The sequence below is a fragment of the Spiribacter salinus M19-40 genome, assembly GCF_000319575.2.
Lineage (GTDB): Bacteria > Pseudomonadota > Gammaproteobacteria > Nitrococcales > Nitrococcaceae > Spiribacter > Spiribacter salinus.
Genome location: NC_021291.1, coordinates 131,901 through 147,414 on the forward strand (window position 1 = coordinate 131,901; position 15,514 = coordinate 147,414).

The window sequence follows — 15,514 nt, forward strand, 5'->3', positions numbered from 1 at the left end:
GGCTTTTTTATTGTGAGTACCGAGCGGCCTCGCTAAGCTGCCGCCATGGATATCAACCGACTCCCCGCGCCTCTGCAGGCGGCGCTCCCCGACCTCCCCGAGCCCCTTCAGGCACCGGTCGAGGTCGCCCTCGAGCGCCTGCCCGGGGACGCTGCCTTACCCGCGGACGACGCGGTGCTCGCCGAATTGCCCCGCGTTTGGGCCATGAGCGAATTCGCCTCGCGCACCTGCCTGCGCGATCCGGACGTGCTGCTCGCGTTGACCGAGCGTGGTGATTTAGCGCGATCCTACAAGCTGGGCGAGTATCGCGAGCGGCTGCGCGGCGATCTGGAGGGGATCGAGGCCGAAGCCGATCTCCACCGGGCCCTACGCCGGTTCCGCGCCCGCGAGATGCTGCGCATTGCCTGGCGGGATCTGAGTGGCCGCGGCGATTTGGATGAAACGCTGCACGATCTCTCGGCACTGGCCGACGTGCTGATCGACGAGGCGCTGCACTGGCTTTATGCGCGCCTTTGCGCCCAACTCGGCACGCCACGCGACAGCGCCGGCAACGCCGAGCAGATGATTGTGCTTGGCATGGGTAAGCTGGGCGGGCGCGAGCTGAACTTCTCCTCCGATATCGATCTGATTTTCGCCTTCCCCGAGCCCGGGTTTACCGATGGCGACAAGCCGAAGGCGAACGAGCAGTTTTTCCTCCAGCTCGGCCGCTCCCTCATTGCCGCGCTGGATCAGCAGACACCCGATGGCCAGTGTTTCCGGGTGGACATGCGCCTGCGCCCGTACGGCGAAAGCGGTCCCCTGGCGATGAGCGTGCCCGCCATGGAGTTGTATTTCCTGGAACAGGGTCGGGAATGGGAGCGCTATGCCCTGATCAAGGCCCGTGTCGTGGCGGGTGATCAGGCCGCAGGTGCCGAATTGCTCGAGACCCTCTCGCCGTTTGTCTACCGAAAGTATCTCGATTACGGGGCCCTGGAGTCGCTGCGGGACATGAAGGCGATGATCGCCCGCGAGGTCCGGCGCCGGCGTCTGGCCGACAATGTGAAACTCGGCCGCGGCGGGATTCGTGAGGTGGAGTTCATCGCCCAGGCGTTCCAGTTGATCCGCGGCGGACAGGAGCCCGCACTGAGAGAGCGCGGCCTCCAGCCGGTGCTGGCCTATCTCGCCGACCAGGCCCTGATCCCGGCGCATGCCCAGGCTGATCTCACGGCGGGTTATCGGTATTTGCGGGTAATCGAGAACCGGATCCAGGCCATGCATGATCGCCAGGCCCACGACCTGCCCACCGACGAGCTCGATCAGGCGCGTCTGGTGCTGGCCATGGGCGAGCAGGACTGGGCCAGCCTGCGAGAGACCCTAGATGACTGGCGACGTCGCGTGCAGGGGCATTTCGATCAGGTGTTCGTCGCCCCCCAGCAGGAGGACGAGGCCGAGAGCACCGATGTGCCGGACTTCGCTGACGTCTGGCACGACGTCCTGGATGACGAAGGCGCTCAGGAGGTAATGGCGCATCAGGGGTTTACCGACACCGATACGGCGCTGACGCGCCTGCAACGCTTCCGTGACGGTAGTCGGGTGCGGGCGCTGTCTGACCAGGGGCGCACACGGCTTGATCGGCTGATGCCCATGCTGCTGGCCGCCGCCGCGGGATCTGAGACACCGGATGATGCGCTGGATCGTTTGATCACGCTGCTGGATGGCATCGTCCGGCGCACAGCCTATCTCGCGTTGCTCAACGAGCATCCCATGGCCGTATCCCAGTTGGTCCGACTGGTCGCTGGCAGCCCGTGGATTGCCCGGTATCTGTCGCTGCACCCTATGCTGCTTGATGAGCTGCTGGATCCGCGCACGCTGTACGCGCCCCTCAGCCGCGACGCCCTGCTGGCCGAAGCGCAAGCGCGCATGGCCACAGCGGACAGGGATGACCTTGAACAGCAAATGGAGATCCTGCGCCAGTTCAAGCAGACCCAGGTGCTACGGGTGGCCGCCGCCGATTTGGCGGGGGCTATTCCGGTGATGCTGGTGAGTGACTATCTGACCGATATTGCCGAAGTGGTGCTGGAGTGCGTGCTGCCCCTGGCCTGGCGTCAGGTGAGTCAGCGCTACGGCGAGCCGTTGCGCGCCGACGGCGAAGTGGCAGACTTCGGGATGGTGGCGTATGGCAAGTTGGGGTCATTTGAGCTGGGCTATGGTTCGGACCTGGATGTGGTTTTTTTGCATGACACCGTGCCGGCGGGAACGGCCACCACGGGTGAGAAACCGGTGGAGCCGGCGGTGTTTTTCGCCCGCTTGGCTCAGCGCATCATTCATATCCTCAATACCCCAACGCCCGGCGGGATTTTGTACGAAGTGGACACCCGCCTTCGGCCAAGCGGTCAGTCGGGTCTGTTAACCACAAGTCTGGACGCCTTTGCGGAATACCAGCGGGAGCGCGCCTGGACCTGGGAGCATCAGGCCCTGGTCCGCGCGCGCATGGTGGTGGGTAGTGAGGCGCTTTGCGTTGCTTTTCGCGGTGTCCGCCGAGAGATTCTGAAACGCCCACGCGATCGCGCCGAGTTGCGTGAAGAGGTGCGGCGCATGCGTGAGCGAATGCGCAAGGAGCTGGGTTCGCGCAATCGCGCATCCTTTGGCCTGAAGCAGGATCGCGGCGGTATCGCGGATATCGAATTCATGGTTCAATATGGCGTATTAGCTGGGGCTTTTAAGTGCCCCGGTTTGCTGCGCTATACGGACAATATCCGTCTGCTGGACGAGCTGGAACGGGCTGGTGAGTACAGCAGTGAGCAGGCCCGGACCCTCGCAGACGCCTATCGGCACTATCGAGGCCTTGTCCATCGGCTGACACTCCAGGAGCAGTCGGCTGAGGTGCCGGTGAACGCGGTTGAGACCTCACGTTCAGCGGTGGCCGATGTCTGGAGCGCGGTTATGGAATTGGGGGCCGCAACGAACGCTGAGGAGAGCCGCGCATGAGCATGGCCGATCGCGACGGTTTTATCTGGATGGATGGCGAGATGGTGCCCTGGCGCGATGCGCAAGTGCATGTGCTCACCCATACGCTGCACTATGGCCTCGGCGCCTTTGAGGGGATTCGAGCCTACAACACGGAGCGCGGCCCCGCGATCTTCCGTCTGCCAGAGCATGTGCGTCGGCTGTTCGACTCCACCAAGATTCTCGGGATGACACTGCCGTGGTCTCAGGCGCAGGTCATCGAGGCCTGTTGTGAGGCCGTCCGGAGCAATCACCTCGAGAGCGGTTACATCCGCCCAATGGCCTTCTACGGCGCCGAGAGTATGGGGCTGCGGGCTGATGACTTGCAGACCCATCTGATTGTGGCGGCCTGGAGCTGGGGCTCCTACATGGGCGAAGAGAACATGGCCCGCGGTATTCGCGTGCGCACCTCTTCGTTTACGCGCCATCATGTCAATATCGCGATGTGCCGGGCGAAGGCCAATGGCCAGTACATCAATTCCATGATGGCGCTCCAGGAAGCGGTCGCCTGCGGTTACGATGAAGCGCTGCTGCTCGATCCGGAAGGATTCGTTGCCGAGGGCTCCGGTGAGAATTTCTTCCTCATCCGCGATGGGGTGATTCACACGCCTGAGCTGCACTCGGCGCTTGCGGGCGTGACCCGGGATGCCATTTTGTCCATTGCCCGAGAGGCAGGCTACGAAGTGCGTGAGCGGCGCATCACTCGGGATGAGGTCTATGTCTGTGATGAGGCATTCTTCACGGGCACGGCTGCCGAAGTGACGCCGATTCGTGAGCTGGATGGCCGAGTGATCGGTGAGGGCCAGCGCGGTCCGATCACCACCGACATTCAGAGTCGATTTTTTGCCCTGGTGGAAGGCCGGGCGGACGCCTCTCACGCCTGGCTGACTTTGGTCAATTAAGCCAAGGAGGTCCTGGTGCCGGATCCACAGAGTCATGATCGCGACGATCTCATCAAGCCGAACAGCGAAAACCGCTACGAGGTAACGGCAGAGGACCTGCCGCTGTCCTGCCCGATGCCAGGAATGTATCTGTGGAACAGCCACCCGCGGGTCTACATCCCGATCCACAAAACCGGTCAAGGCAAGTGTATTTATTGCGGTGCGGAGTTCTTTATTCGCGACTTCGACCCGAACGACCCGGCGATCGCTGATCACCACCGCCGGGAGTGAGCGCCGTCACCGACCCGTCCAACCAGGTTGAGCCGACGCTTAGGCGCAGAGGCCGTGCTGTTCACCTGCTGTTGCGGGCATTGTCTATCCTGCCTTTACGCGCCTTGCATGGGCTTGGCTCTGCCGTCGCCTGGTTAAGTATCAAGCTGGACCGGAAAGACTGGCACATTGCCCGTGTTAACGCGGATCTATGTTTTACCGATTGGTCTGCAGCGCAGCGCCATGCGCTTGCGCGTGCCGCATTGCGAGAAAATGCCAAGGGGCTATTTGAGTTAGCGGCGCTTTGGTACTGGCCCGTGGATCGTGTGCTGGGCCTTGTTGAGTCGGTAGAAAATCCTGAGGTCATTCACGACGCGATGGCCGAGGGGCATGGCTTGTTGGTGATTGCGCCGCATCATGGCGCGTGGGAATTGCTCCAGATGTGGCTCGCACAGCGGGTGCCGCTACATGCGTTGTATCGGCCACCGCGCTGGCCTGACCTAGAAGCGCTACTGAATCGGGGGCGATCCCGCAGCGGCGCCACGTTCTGGCCTGCTCGCCCATCCGGGATTCGTGCGCTGTTCAAGGCCCTCAAGGCGGGCGAGGCGGTTGGGGTGTTACCAGATCAAGTGCCGCCCGGTGAAGGTGTGCTGGTGCCGTTTTTTGGCCAGCCGGCAAAGACGATGACCCTGTTCGGAAAGATGGCGCATCGCTCGGGCGCACCCGTTGTGATCGGTTGGGCGGAGCGTCTGCCCGACAGCAAAGGGTTTCGGCTTCACTGGCAACGGGTGACCGCGCCGGTTGATTCTGATGATCCACAGGTCGCCGCCGCGGCGGTCAATCAGGAGATCGAGGCGCTTGTTCGTCGGTGTCCGGCGCAGTATCAGTGGACTTATCAACGATTCTCGAGACGCGCGACGGGAGAACCGAATCCGTATCGCGAGTTAGCCTGATTGGGGTTTTCCTATGAATCCTCGCTGTCTTTTTTGCGTGTTTTCCTACAATCGGGGCCGTTTTCTGGAAAACTGCATTGAGTCTCTCGAAGCCTGCGTGCCTTTCGCTGATATAGCGATATTTGATGACGCCAGTAACGATGGCGAGACCGTGGCGATACTGGAGCGGCTCTCACAGAAAGTGCCCGTGATTCAGCCAGGTAGTGTGTCATCGCGCAAGGTCGGTGGCCTTTACGACAACATGCAATCGGCTTTGGATTATGCGCAGTCGTACGATCTGGTTTGCTTCGTGCAGGATGACACGCAAGTTGTCAGATCGGTCAGTCCAGAAGAGCTTGCTGAGATAAACGGTTTATTCGAGAGTGATCAGCGCCTGGGCTTTGTGCATCCGGCGTTTTTGCGCGGCATCAACCGATCACGGGATCAGAAGAGCCTGAACTATCAGAGCGCGACCAGGACCTATCGACGAGGGCAGACCAAACAAAGTGCGGGGACTTACTTCTCTGCGATATTGATCGCCAAGCCATCCCGATTGAACGAGCATGAGTGGAGATTTTCACGGTCTGAGCCGGCTAACGACCAGCAGGCCATGGGTGTCTTTGAAAAGATGGCGTATCTGCATGCCCCCTTTGTGATGTGGTTGCCTGAGGTCCCGGTTTATCGTGGCAAACGCAAGACGCTTGCATTGCGCTTAGCAGAGCAGATCAGGGCCGTTGGCCTGCACCCGTTTAAAACAATGGATGACGCGGAGTCTGAGGCGTTCAAGCGCAGGCCCTCAAGTGATCTGCCGATTGCAGAAGACTTTTTGACGATCTCGACGCAGGCAGTGATAAAACCCTGGCGATACCATCCGTTGCAGAAAGCGCGATTCCTCAAGATGCTGAATAACGTGGAACTAGCTCTGAGGAAGCGCCTGTGAGTCCTTCGAGTGATGAACAACGCGACATCCATATGGTGGTTGTCGAGCTGCATTACCACAGCGATGTCATTCAGAACTTATTAACCGTCCTTAGCCATGCGCGGTTTCGGGTGACGCTGCTTACCGTGCCGGAGGTATTAGACCGCGTCTACTTGCCGCCGGCGGTCTACGCAAATGTGACCACGCGATGCAAGCATGCAACGCAGACCATGCGTGAGTTTATCGCTCAAGCCAGACCGGTCCTCGCCTCCGCAGATCTGGTCTACTTCAATACCGTCCGCGCGTTCTGGAAGGATTTGAGTTCGGCGACCGCAAGCACGTTGTCTATGGTTCGGGTGCATAACGTCCATGGGGACCTGGCACCAATCGCGTCGTTTTATCGGCCAATGACGCGGCTCCCGGCCCTCGCCAGCCATCTCATAAGAAAGTCCGTCATTGGGAATGAATATCGAGATCGCGCCGAATTTTTCGAAACGGTCGATTATCTGATGCTCCCCAACGAGCCCATCACAGAATATGTACAAAGCAAGGGTTTTGTGGCGGATCAAAAAATCGCAGCGCCCGTGCTGCCGTTTGGTTATCTGAGCGAGCCGAGACAACATCGGTCGGGTAGCACCCGCGAAAGGGTCACGATCGCGATTACCGGACAGGTGACAAAAAATAAGAAAGACTATGGCTTGGTTCGGAAGGCTATTGAGCGGTCGCTTCAAAAAATGGATCACCCATTGAGGCTCGTCCTTCTGGGCCGTGCGTCCGACAAGCAGGCTTTGCAGGTTGTTCAGTCCTTCAGGGGGCTTGAGTCACCGATGTTCGAGTTGGTTTCGTACCAAAGCCATGTCCCGGCGCCAGAATTTGAAAAACAAATGGCAGAGGTGGACTTCCTGCTTGCCCCGATCCACATCGAAACACGGTACCGGCAATACCAGGAGATTTACGGGAAGAGCAAGATGTCGGGCTTGGAGAATGACCTGCTGCAGGCACGCAAGCCCTGTCTGGTAACTGCCCGGTATCGTGTGCCTGAGCCGATGGAAGGGGTCGTTGACTATTTTGAAGCAACGCCAGAGGGCTTGTCCGAGGCGCTCATCGATTGGGTGAACAATCGACGTTACGAAGCACTCGCGGACAACTTCGATCAGCTGAGTCATTACCGGCCAGAAAAGATTGCGGCGCGATTTTATGACGTCGTTCAGCGCCTGGTTACGAGTGGATAGGTTCGCCATGATGACATCGGCCCAAATCGCTTTCTTCCGGCTGGCCGCATCGGGCCTGTTGCCCCCGTCTTTGTTTGGGCCGACGGTTCCCGCAGGCACAGAGAGGGCAGCGCGCTCGGGCCGATTGCGGATCGAGGTGGTCACCCACTGTTGGGCGTACTCGCACTTTTTAGCTTATCAACTGAGCTCGCTGGTGCTTTTCCCACCGCGGGACGCGGATATTACCGTAACGGTGTTTTTTAGCCCGGAGGATCGTGAGACCGTTCAAGTCCTCGACTACTTCGATCAATATCAGGTGCCTGGCGTCAGCTGGAACTGGCAGAGCGTGCCCAAAAACGCGTTATTTCGCCGGGGTATCGGTAGGAACAGGGCGGCGCTCGAGACGAAAGCGGACTGGGTCTGGTTTACGGATTGCGATGTGATGTTTCGCCAGGGTTGCTTCGATTCGCTGGCGCATGCGCTGCAGGGTCGGCGGGATACGCTTGTCTATCCAGAGAGAGAGCATGCGACCGACTTGCTGGGGGACGAATCACCGCTTATCCGGCGTGATGCTGCGCCACTGCAGCTGCAGGATGTTGATCCGGCCGAGTTCGCGCCACGACCTTTGAGCAAGGCGACCGGCCCCTTCCAGATCACCCATGGTGATGTATGCCGAGCCGTCGGCTATTGCCGTGATATTCGGGTGTTGCAAGCGCCAGCGGAGAAATTCGCGAAATGTCATGAGGACCGGGTGTATCGGTGGTTGCTACAGTCATCGGGCACGGCTGTCCCCGTCCAGGGAGTCTATCGTCTAAGGCATGCCTCAAAGGGGCGTTATGGCGGGCGTGCGGTTGAGCGAAAGGCCAGAATGTGGATTCGGTCCCTTCAAGCCCGGCTGAAATAGGCCATTACCGCGATGGGTTCTAGAGCAACCGAGACGCTTCCTTCGCGCGGGCAGGCGTTGCGCGCCCGGGCCTGTCGCGCCGCTGACAGGGTGGATAACAAGATATCGGCCCTGTTCGTTATCTGGCTATGTCTTGCGCTCGTCGGGCCGCACCAAGAGTTATACAAGGCATTTTTCCATGTCGTCATCGCGCCCGTTGTGCTGATGACGTTGCTTGTCGGCCGCCTTAGGTATGTCTTTGATGACCCACTCTTCCGAGTGGCCGCACTATTTCTCTTTTACGCGGCTTTCTCGACCTTCCTGATCGGGCTTGGGCCAATGTCGGGTCACCTCAGGGCGCTGCGATGGACGGTGGAGCTCTCCTTTTTCTTGCTCGCACTCTGGATGTGGATGCCAAAGGTTGTCGAGGCGCCAGGCTGGTGGGGGCGATTTCTCTTGGCGCTCACATCGGCCGCGGGTCTACTGGCCATCATCAAGTTCTTGACCTTCGAACAGGATCAGGCTCGGCTATCCGGGCTTGGCGGTCTCCATAACCCGATTCACACGGGGTCGGTCCTGTTAACACTGCTGGTTCTGGGAAGCCTTCTACTAAAGCTGGACCAGGCGCAGCGTCGGCGTTTTTTTGATCGCTCGCTGCTGATTCTGACGGTGGCCGTGGTGGCCTGCGTGATCTTCTTTTCGAAAAGTCGCGGCCCCATGTTGGCGATGGCCGTCTATGGCGTCTACGCCTTCAGTTTTGAAACACGGTTGAGGCATTACGTGGTGCGGGCTGCTCTGCTCGCCCTTGTTTTGGTCGTTGCGTTCGCGATGGTTGCCGGCGAATGGCCATTGCAGCGTTACATTGAGGGCCTGATTAGTCGCGGTTCCTCTTACCGGCTTGATTTGTGGTGGGGCTATTTGGCCTACCCGCCGGATTCATGGCTGCTTGGCTTTGGTTTGGGTACCGAGAAATGGCACGTGCCTGCATTTGAGCAGTACTGGGTGCCGAATGGCATCCCGGCTGGGCACCCGCACAGTATGCTGATCGGTACCCTGGTGGAGACAGGGCTGGTCGGCCTGGGGTTCTTGTGCACCTTGGCGGGGCTTGTTTTATTCAACATCTGGCGATGCCCCAGCAGCCGGAATATCAAGCTATCCCTGCTGGGTGTTTTGATTCTGGTTTTCCTCCTTGGGCTAACATCCGGTCAGGGCGTCATCTATTCAGTGAAAACGCATTGGTTGACGATTTGGGTACCTGTTTTGTTCGTGTGGTTTTGGTGCAGGAGAAGTGAGATTTAGACCCGCAGTTCTATCCGTAGAAAGTCATAAAAATAATTTTGAATAAAAACCTAGGGAAATCCTCTTTTGGGCACAATCGTTATTGATCAAATTCTATTGGTCGAATTTTGGTGCAGGCGATGAAGCAGATCCGTGCCAAAATAAACCGAGGCAACGTTCTGATATTGACAGGATGAGAGCGTTTTGAGGGTGCTTGCGATGCGTTACGTTTCCAGTGTTCTTTCTCTGGATCAAATAGCTCGCTCCGCATGCTTTTCCCTTTACCTTCCGGCAATCTTGTGGAAATAAGGTCCGTTATTTCGTTTGTTTTCTCGCATAAATCGCGATACCTGATCACTGTGCACTTTTGAGGATGCTGGCGTTTTAATTGATATGTTTTGCGCCAATATTTTATGCAGCGAATAAGATTGCGCGGCCAGGGTCTTGAGTTCCATGGGACATTACTGAGCGATTCTATCACATCAAAGAAATCGCGAACTATTACTACACAATAGATTTTGGAGTCATTTTTTAAAAGATCTGAGAAAACAGTGAGGTGCGCTGGTGTTTTTTCACCAATTATATCGCTATCACCAATTAGGCAACTGAGCAATTTGCGGAATGCGGGGCGCCCTTTTGGCTGGTCGCGAATTTCTCGATAGGCAGCTGCGAGTTTGGGGTTTTCTTTTACTGCGTCTGGCAGTTGGTTCCAACAAAGGGTTCCATGTTTATCGTAGGCCGCAGTAAAGTAATGGGTCTCTGGCGCAAATGGTACATTAAGCGCTTCTGATGTGAGCCGGCTAAGAAGTGTTGTTCCCGAGCGGGGCATTCCGCCAATCAGTATCAATGGCTTATCCATTAGCAGTGGCTCCGCTCCCTAGTGGATAAGCAGATTAATGGGGTCCAAGTTTCGGGCTGCATGCAAAATCCCCTACTTTTCGGTGTTCTCTTGGGCGTCATCAAGCTGGGAAATGCCATAGTCCGTTCGGACGATTTTATGGCTTTCGGTGCGCTGACGCATGGCTTTGTTGGCCGCGACGGTCTGCGGGTCGGAGTAGCCCCGTTCATGGTGTAGATGCAGCACGATGGCGTTGTAGCGCACATGTTTTGGTTTAACCCCATAGTTCGCCAAGCGAACCCCGAATTCTCTGTCGAGGCCGCCCCAGGCCATGCGCTCATCAAACCCGTTGGTGGCCATAATGTCCGAGCGCCACGCCGAGCCGTTGGAGCCTTTGAAATTACACTTGGTTGGCGTCAGTGCGTTGTAGAGGCGAGCGGTTACTGGGCCTGCGGTGAGTTTGGCGTTTTTGTAACTGCTCGGCAGGCCGTTCGCTTTTAGCCAAGCGAGGTCGAAACATTGGCCGCTGATGATGTCGGGTTTTGCAATGGCTGCGCTGGTCCGGGGTGGGAGCTTGTGGTACCCGCCCGACAGGTACCGGCCGGGCCTCGCCTCATTGGCGTGAACGGTGAGAAAATCTGGTCGCGGTATACAGTCGCCGTCGGTGAAGACAATGTACTCAGCGTCGGCTTCCAGGATGGATTGATTCAGGATGCGGCATTTTCGGAAACCCTGATCGGGTTGCCAGACATGTTTAATGCGCAGGCCCGTTTCCTGGCGCAGCGTGTCAATCAGCTCACGCGTCGCTTCCGTCGATCCGTCATCGCCGATGATGATCTCAAAGTCCTTGTGACGCTGGACACTGTACCCCCACAAGACTTTTGCCAGCCATTCGGGGGAGTTATAGGTGGTCATGATGACGGAGAGCTTCATTCAGGCAACCCGTTAAATCTGATCGTTATTTGATTGAGCGCGGGTAAACCGATGGCTCCCCGGGCGGTCGATTTTTGAAACGCCGGTGTGCCCATAGATACTGCTCGGGCTTCGCGCGTATTCCTTGCTCAATAATGCCATTCATCCATTGGGCGTCCCGCGTGTCTGAACCGGTCGGGAAGCCCTCGAGCGCGGGCTTGAAAGTGACCTCGTAGCCATCCCCCGCGTCGTTAACGTTAAAAAAAATCGGAACGACCTGGGCTTGTGCGAGCGCCGTCAAGCGGGTGAGGCCGGTCACCGTGGCGGCAGGAACGCCCATGAACGGGACGAAAACACTGCTCCGCGTTCCATAGTCCTGGTCACCCGCGTACCAAACTGGCGTGCCGCGCTTGAGCGTTTTAATGATAGCGCGCAGATCATAGCGCGAGAGGGTCTCCACGGGGATGCTGTTGCGACTCTGCACCATCGTTTGGTCCAGAAGCGGCTGTTTGCGGATCGGTTTGTAGATGACCGCCAGATCCATATTCCGGCCGAGCAAACGGGCGATTAACTCAAGGCATAAGAAGTGCCCACCGAGCAAAATAACCGGGCGATTCCCGGCTCGCGCTTCGTCAAGATGGTGCTGTCCGCGGATGATGCAGGGGATATCTTCCACCTTTTTACCCCCGAACCAGGCCAACGCAATTTCAGCCAGTGCTCTGCCGACATAACGGCTATTCGCGGCCAGGAGTGCCTCGCGTTCCTGGCGCGTTTTCTCCGGGAAGCACACCTGTAGGTTGTGACGCGCAATGCGTTGGCGCCGCCGCAGAAGGGGTGAGAGGCGGCGGCCAGCGCGCTCACACACTGAAAAAGCGCGCTGCGGCGGCAGGCGGCTCAGTAGCCATAGAAACCCGATGGTAAGCCACTGACCTGTGTAGCGCAGACGCATGAAGGATTGGGGGTTGCCACTGGTCACGCTAGAAGTATTCCATAAAAGCGGTTCTGCAATCAGGACTCGCCGTAGGCGTGCATTAATGCCGCAAACCCTTGGGCCCCCGCCTCACGCAGCGCGGGCTCTTTGCCGATTGAGCGTTGCAGACGAACCAAACTGCGCGCCTGAAAACGGGCAGAGGCCTGGAGCTCGCCACGGTCCCAGTCAATCAGCCAGATGCAACCTGCCTCGTCGATCAGGATGTTTCTTATGTTGAGGTCGGCATGCCCGACGCCTTGGTCATGAAAACGTCGTATGGTCCTGCCAATGCTTGCCCAGGGCAGCCCGTCCGTGTGGTGGTGCGTGACCGCCAGGTCAGCGAGTGTCTGGCTGGACTCGATGCGGCGCATCACGATATCGGCCGTATAGGTCAGGCCATGCCGCACGACCCGGGCGCCAATGGGGGCTGGCACGGGCAAGTCCAGGCGCTGTAACGCAGTGAGCACCTTGATCTCATGCCAAGCCCGCGTCGTCTTAAGTCCGCGCCAGAGATACCGGTCACGGCTGATGTGTGCGACGGCACCGCCTCGGCAGTAGTGCCGCAATACCAGGGGGTGGCGATCGAGTCGAAAAAACCAGGCACTGGCTCTGCCGCTGGCGCGTCCCTCGATCAGCCCTTCGGATGCAAGCGCTTCAGGATTGAAGATCTTGCCCATCCATTCCGGCGGCGACGACTGAGCAGGCCTGATAAGGTATTCAGATCCTTGATGTTGGACGTCGAAATCGTGCTTCAAGTGTTGCCCACTCACCCTATTACCGAGGCTTGGCTTGTGCCGGAGGGTATCACCCATCGTAGCCGGGTCACGCGTTTGCCATGACCCCGACAGGCTATCGCTTTTTAACACGGCTTTCCGTGCCCATGGTGCTTGCGTATCTGTGGTGGCGGGGGCGCCGGGAGGTGAATTACCGAGCCGGCTTGCGGGAGCGCTTGGCGCTGGGTGAGCCGCTCAGTGGTATGGGAGGGCGCATTTGGGTCCATGCTGCCTCCGTGGGCGAAGTGCGTGCGGTGGTCCCCATCATTGAAGGTCTGCAGCGTGCGGGGCACGCGTTGCTGGTTACAACAAATACGCCGGGTGGTCGTGCGGCACTCGAGCAGGCCTGTGACGATGGGGTGGCCATTGCCTATCCGCCGCTGGATACCCCCGGAGCGGTGGAGCGGTTTATGGCGCACTGGCGTCCGTGTGCCGGTGTTTTTGTGGAGCTTGAGCTCTGGCCGAATCGATTGCTGGCCCTGGCTAAGGCGCAAGTGCCGGTTGTGCTGGTGAATGCCAGGCTCAGCGAGCGCAGCCTCGTGCGCTACCAGCGCTTGGGCGAACTCATGCCCCGAGCGCTTGAGGGCGTGCGGTGCGTGCTGGCCCAGACATCGGCGGATCAGGCGCGACTGGTTCAATTGGGTATCCCGGCTGAGCGGATTCAGGTGGCGGGTAATCTCAAGTTTGATCAGGCCCTTGATGAGACGCAGATCTCAGCGGGTCAGGCGCTTCGCAGGCGCATCGGTCCCGGCCGGCCGGTGTGGGTGGCCGCAAGCGTCCGCGAGGGAGAGCAGGACGGCGTGCTGACAGCCCACGCACTGCTACGCGAGACCTGCCCGGACGCCCTGTTAATCCTGGTGCCACGTCATCCGCAGCGCGGTGAGCGCCCCACGGGGGCCGTCGTCGCCCAGCGGTCACTCGGCGAGGTCGTCACACCTGACACCCAGATCCTGTACGCGGACACGCTCGGCGAATTGGTCATGTTTCTGGCAGCGGCAGATGTGGCGTTTGTCGGCGGCAGTTGGGTGCCGGTCGGCGGACACAACCCGCTGGAGCCTGCTGCACTCGGACTGCCGGTGCTCATGGGCCCGGCGGTCACGAATTTCCAGGCAGTGGATACGCTTCTAGGGCAGGCTGGCGGTCGGCAGCAGGTGGCCGATGGCCCGGCGTTGGGCCAGGCGCTGACAGGCTTGTTCACTGATGAAGTGGCCCGTCAGCGCGCTGGCGAGGCCGCCCGGCAGGTTGTGAGCGCCCACCGAGGGGCCGCAGATCATACGTTAGCGGCTATCGGGGAGCTGCTGAATTAGCCGTTTCCGTTGCCGAGCAGCGTGTCTACGCCCCGCAAGTCTTCGGCGGACAGGGCACCTGCCGCCTGTTGCAGGCGCAGCGTATTCACCAGGTAGGCGTGACGTGCCTGCTGATAATCCCGCTCGGCATTAAACACTTCGCGCTGGGCATTCAACACATCAACGATGGTGCGTGTGCCCACCTCAAAGCCGGCTTCGGTGGCATCGAGTGCGGCCTGGGTCGAGATGCGGGCTTGCTCCAGTGCACGCACGCGCTCGAGGGCGGTTTCGACACCACGATAGGCGTCCGCCGCATTCCGGGTAACCGTACGCCGGGCCTCTTCCAGCGCCTCACGGGCTTCGGTGTAGCGGAATTGCGCCTCACGAATGCTGGATGAGACACCGCCACCCTGATACAGGGGTAAGTTGAGCTGAATGCCTGCGCTGTACTCTTCGGAGCTACGATCCTGGCCGTCACGGTCGTATTGTTCCAGGCCGTCATAGCCAGCGATGAGGTCGATCTGGGGGAAGCGGCCACCCCGCTCGACGTCGACGCCTTCCATTGCCGCTTCGGCGGCGAAACGTGCGGCGGCGAGGTCGCGGTTCTCGTCCTCAGCCCGCCCGCGCCAGGCGTCAGGATCGTTGGGGGATGGTGCGTTCAGCTCGACACCCTCGCGCACTTGGCGAAGTCGAGCGGGTGCCCGATCGGTTAGTTCGCGCAGTCGCTCACGCTCGGTTTCAAAGTCATCCTCGGCCTGCAAGAGTTCAGCGCGGGCGAGATCAGCCTGGGCGCGCGCTTCTTCCACGTCGGTACGAGCGATGACCCCGACCTCGAAGCGTTGTTCGGCCTGTTCAAGCTGGCGCTCGATGGCTTCGAGATTTGCCGCCGCTGCGTCCACTGACTCCCGTGCGTCGAGCACCGAGAAATACCGTTCGGCGGTGCGAATGATGAGTGCCTGCTCAGCGGAGGCGAAATCTGCTCGCGCCTGTTCAACCAGCGCATCGGCCCGATCTACACTGCGTGCCTGCGAGAACCGGTAGAGCGGCTGGGTGAGTTCGACGCCGTAACTGAGCTGGCGATAGTCCTCCTCTTCGCTGCCCGTCGTTGTCCCGATGTCGCTGTCGGTGTCCCGGGTCGTGTACCGCGAGCTCAGCGATACATCGGGTCGCAGGCCCGCCCGCGCCTGGGGCAGCGCCTCTTCACGGGCCCGACGGTCAGCGATGGCCTGCTGGAATTGCGGATCGCTCTGCCGCGCCCGATCGTAGATCTCGATCAGCGTGTCTTCGGCGCTAACGCCCAACGGCGCGCTGGCGAGGCCTATGGTGATCAGCAGGGCGAGTGGGCGGTGAAGTCGGATGTTGTGACGCATCAGGGG

14 protein-coding genes are annotated in these 15,514 nt (G+C 59.5%); 9 read left to right on the forward strand and 5 right to left on the reverse strand.

Going from position 1 to position 15,514, the window contains the following annotated elements; all coding sequences use genetic code 11:
- The first annotated feature begins 45 nt into the window (after nt 1–45).
- The 8 genes from glnE to SPISAL_RS00675 all read left to right on the forward strand — a co-directional run bounded on the left by glnE (nt 46) and on the right by SPISAL_RS00675 (nt 9,380).
- Nucleotides 46–2,967, forward strand: a complete 2,922-nt coding sequence (gene glnE, locus SPISAL_RS00640; RefSeq protein ID WP_016352536.1) for a bifunctional [glutamate--ammonia ligase]-adenylyl-L-tyrosine phosphorylase/[glutamate--ammonia-ligase] adenylyltransferase — start codon at nt 46–48, stop codon at nt 2,965–2,967.
- Nucleotides 2,964–3,887: a branched-chain amino acid transaminase gene (locus SPISAL_RS00645; protein ID WP_016352537.1), complete on the forward strand. Its 924-nt coding sequence runs from the start codon at nt 2,964–2,966 to the stop codon at nt 3,885–3,887. Before glnE ends, SPISAL_RS00645 begins: the two co-directional genes overlap by 4 nt.
- A 15-nt stretch (nt 3,888–3,902) precedes the next feature.
- Complete coding sequence (locus tag SPISAL_RS00650; protein WP_016352538.1) at nt 3,903–4,157, forward strand: zinc-finger domain-containing protein; 255 nt, start codon at nt 3,903–3,905, stop codon at nt 4,155–4,157.
- Nucleotides 4,154–5,089: a lysophospholipid acyltransferase family protein gene (locus tag SPISAL_RS00655; RefSeq protein ID WP_245539898.1), complete on the forward strand. Its 936-nt coding sequence runs from the start codon at nt 4,154–4,156 to the stop codon at nt 5,087–5,089. The genes SPISAL_RS00650 and SPISAL_RS00655 overlap by 4 nt, the downstream gene beginning before the upstream one ends.
- A gap of 13 nt (nt 5,090–5,102) precedes the next feature.
- Entirely contained in the window at nt 5,103–6,008 is a 906-nt protein-coding gene (locus tag SPISAL_RS00660; RefSeq protein ID WP_016352540.1) for a glycosyltransferase family 2 protein, read from the forward strand.
- Nucleotides 6,005–7,219, forward strand: coding sequence for a glycosyltransferase (locus tag SPISAL_RS00665; RefSeq protein ID WP_016352541.1), 1,215 nt, complete (start codon nt 6,005–6,007; stop codon nt 7,217–7,219). Before SPISAL_RS00660 ends, SPISAL_RS00665 begins: the two co-directional genes overlap by 4 nt.
- Before the next feature lie 7 nt (nt 7,220–7,226).
- Nucleotides 7,227–8,102 (forward strand): glycosyltransferase family 2 protein, encoded by an 876-nt coding sequence (locus tag SPISAL_RS00670; RefSeq protein ID WP_016352542.1) that lies wholly within the window; start codon nt 7,227–7,229, stop codon nt 8,100–8,102.
- 90 nt (nt 8,103–8,192) lie between these two features.
- Nucleotides 8,193–9,380 carry an O-antigen ligase family protein gene (locus tag SPISAL_RS00675; protein WP_041389112.1) on the forward strand — a complete coding sequence of 396 codons (1,188 nt, stop codon included), beginning with the start codon at nt 8,193–8,195 and terminating at the stop codon, nt 9,378–9,380.
- A 79-nt stretch (nt 9,381–9,459) separates the two neighbouring features.
- Here the strand turns inward: SPISAL_RS00675 and SPISAL_RS08750 are convergent, their stop codons facing one another.
- From SPISAL_RS08750 to SPISAL_RS00690, 4 genes are all read right to left on the reverse strand, one after another.
- Nucleotides 9,460–10,218 carry a sulfotransferase family protein gene (locus SPISAL_RS08750; RefSeq protein ID WP_081633189.1) on the reverse strand — a complete coding sequence of 253 codons (759 nt, stop codon included), beginning with the start codon at nt 10,216–10,218 and terminating at the stop codon, nt 9,460–9,462.
- A gap of 72 nt (nt 10,219–10,290) precedes the next feature.
- Nucleotides 10,291–11,130, reverse strand: coding sequence for a glycosyltransferase family 2 protein (locus SPISAL_RS00680; RefSeq protein ID WP_016352544.1), 840 nt, complete (start codon nt 11,128–11,130; stop codon nt 10,291–10,293).
- Between the two features lie 25 nt (nt 11,131–11,155).
- Nucleotides 11,156–12,085 carry an LpxL/LpxP family acyltransferase gene (locus tag SPISAL_RS00685; protein WP_016352545.1) on the reverse strand — a complete coding sequence of 310 codons (930 nt, stop codon included), beginning with the start codon at nt 12,083–12,085 and terminating at the stop codon, nt 11,156–11,158.
- 32 nt (nt 12,086–12,117) lie between these two features.
- Nucleotides 12,118–12,756 carry a 3-deoxy-D-manno-octulosonic acid kinase gene (locus tag SPISAL_RS00690; protein ID WP_016352546.1) on the reverse strand — a complete coding sequence of 213 codons (639 nt, stop codon included), beginning with the start codon at nt 12,754–12,756 and terminating at the stop codon, nt 12,118–12,120.
- 158 nt (nt 12,757–12,914) lie between these two features.
- Here SPISAL_RS00690 and SPISAL_RS00695 point away from each other — a divergent pair, with 158 nt between their 5' ends.
- Nucleotides 12,915–14,159 (forward strand): 3-deoxy-D-manno-octulosonic acid transferase, encoded by a 1,245-nt coding sequence (locus SPISAL_RS00695; RefSeq protein ID WP_016352547.1) that lies wholly within the window; start codon nt 12,915–12,917, stop codon nt 14,157–14,159.
- Here SPISAL_RS00695 and SPISAL_RS00700 read toward each other — a convergent pair.
- Complete coding sequence (locus tag SPISAL_RS00700; RefSeq protein WP_016352548.1) at nt 14,156–15,508, reverse strand: TolC family outer membrane protein; 1,353 nt, start codon at nt 15,506–15,508, stop codon at nt 14,156–14,158. The genes SPISAL_RS00695 and SPISAL_RS00700 overlap by 4 nt on opposite strands.
- Between the last annotated feature and the right edge of the window lie 6 nt (nt 15,509–15,514).

Bases quoted from the DNA above. Each gene is read 5' to 3' on its own strand.
- glnE (WP_016352536.1), top strand. From the start codon at position 46: ATGGATATCAACCGACTCCCCGCGCCTCTGCAGGCGGCGCTCCCCGAC.
- SPISAL_RS00645 (WP_016352537.1), top strand. From the start codon at position 2,964: ATGAGCATGGCCGATCGCGACGGTTTTATCTGGATGGATGGCGAGATG.
- SPISAL_RS00660 (WP_016352540.1), top strand. From the start codon at position 5,103: ATGAATCCTCGCTGTCTTTTTTGCGTGTTTTCCTACAATCGGGGCCGT.
- SPISAL_RS00670 (WP_016352542.1), top strand. From the start codon at position 7,227: ATGATGACATCGGCCCAAATCGCTTTCTTCCGGCTGGCCGCATCGGGC.
- SPISAL_RS08750 (WP_081633189.1), bottom strand. From the start codon at position 10,218: ATGGATAAGCCATTGATACTGATTGGCGGAATGCCCCGCTCGGGAACA.
- SPISAL_RS00680 (WP_016352544.1), bottom strand. From the start codon at position 11,130: ATGAAGCTCTCCGTCATCATGACCACCTATAACTCCCCCGAATGGCTG.
- SPISAL_RS00690 (WP_016352546.1), bottom strand. From the start codon at position 12,756: ATGGGCAAGATCTTCAATCCTGAAGCGCTTGCATCCGAAGGGCTGATC.
- SPISAL_RS00695 (WP_016352547.1), top strand. From the start codon at position 12,915: ATGACCCCGACAGGCTATCGCTTTTTAACACGGCTTTCCGTGCCCATG.
- SPISAL_RS00700 (WP_016352548.1), bottom strand. From the start codon at position 15,508: ATGCGTCACAACATCCGACTTCACCGCCCACTCGCCCTGCTGATCACC.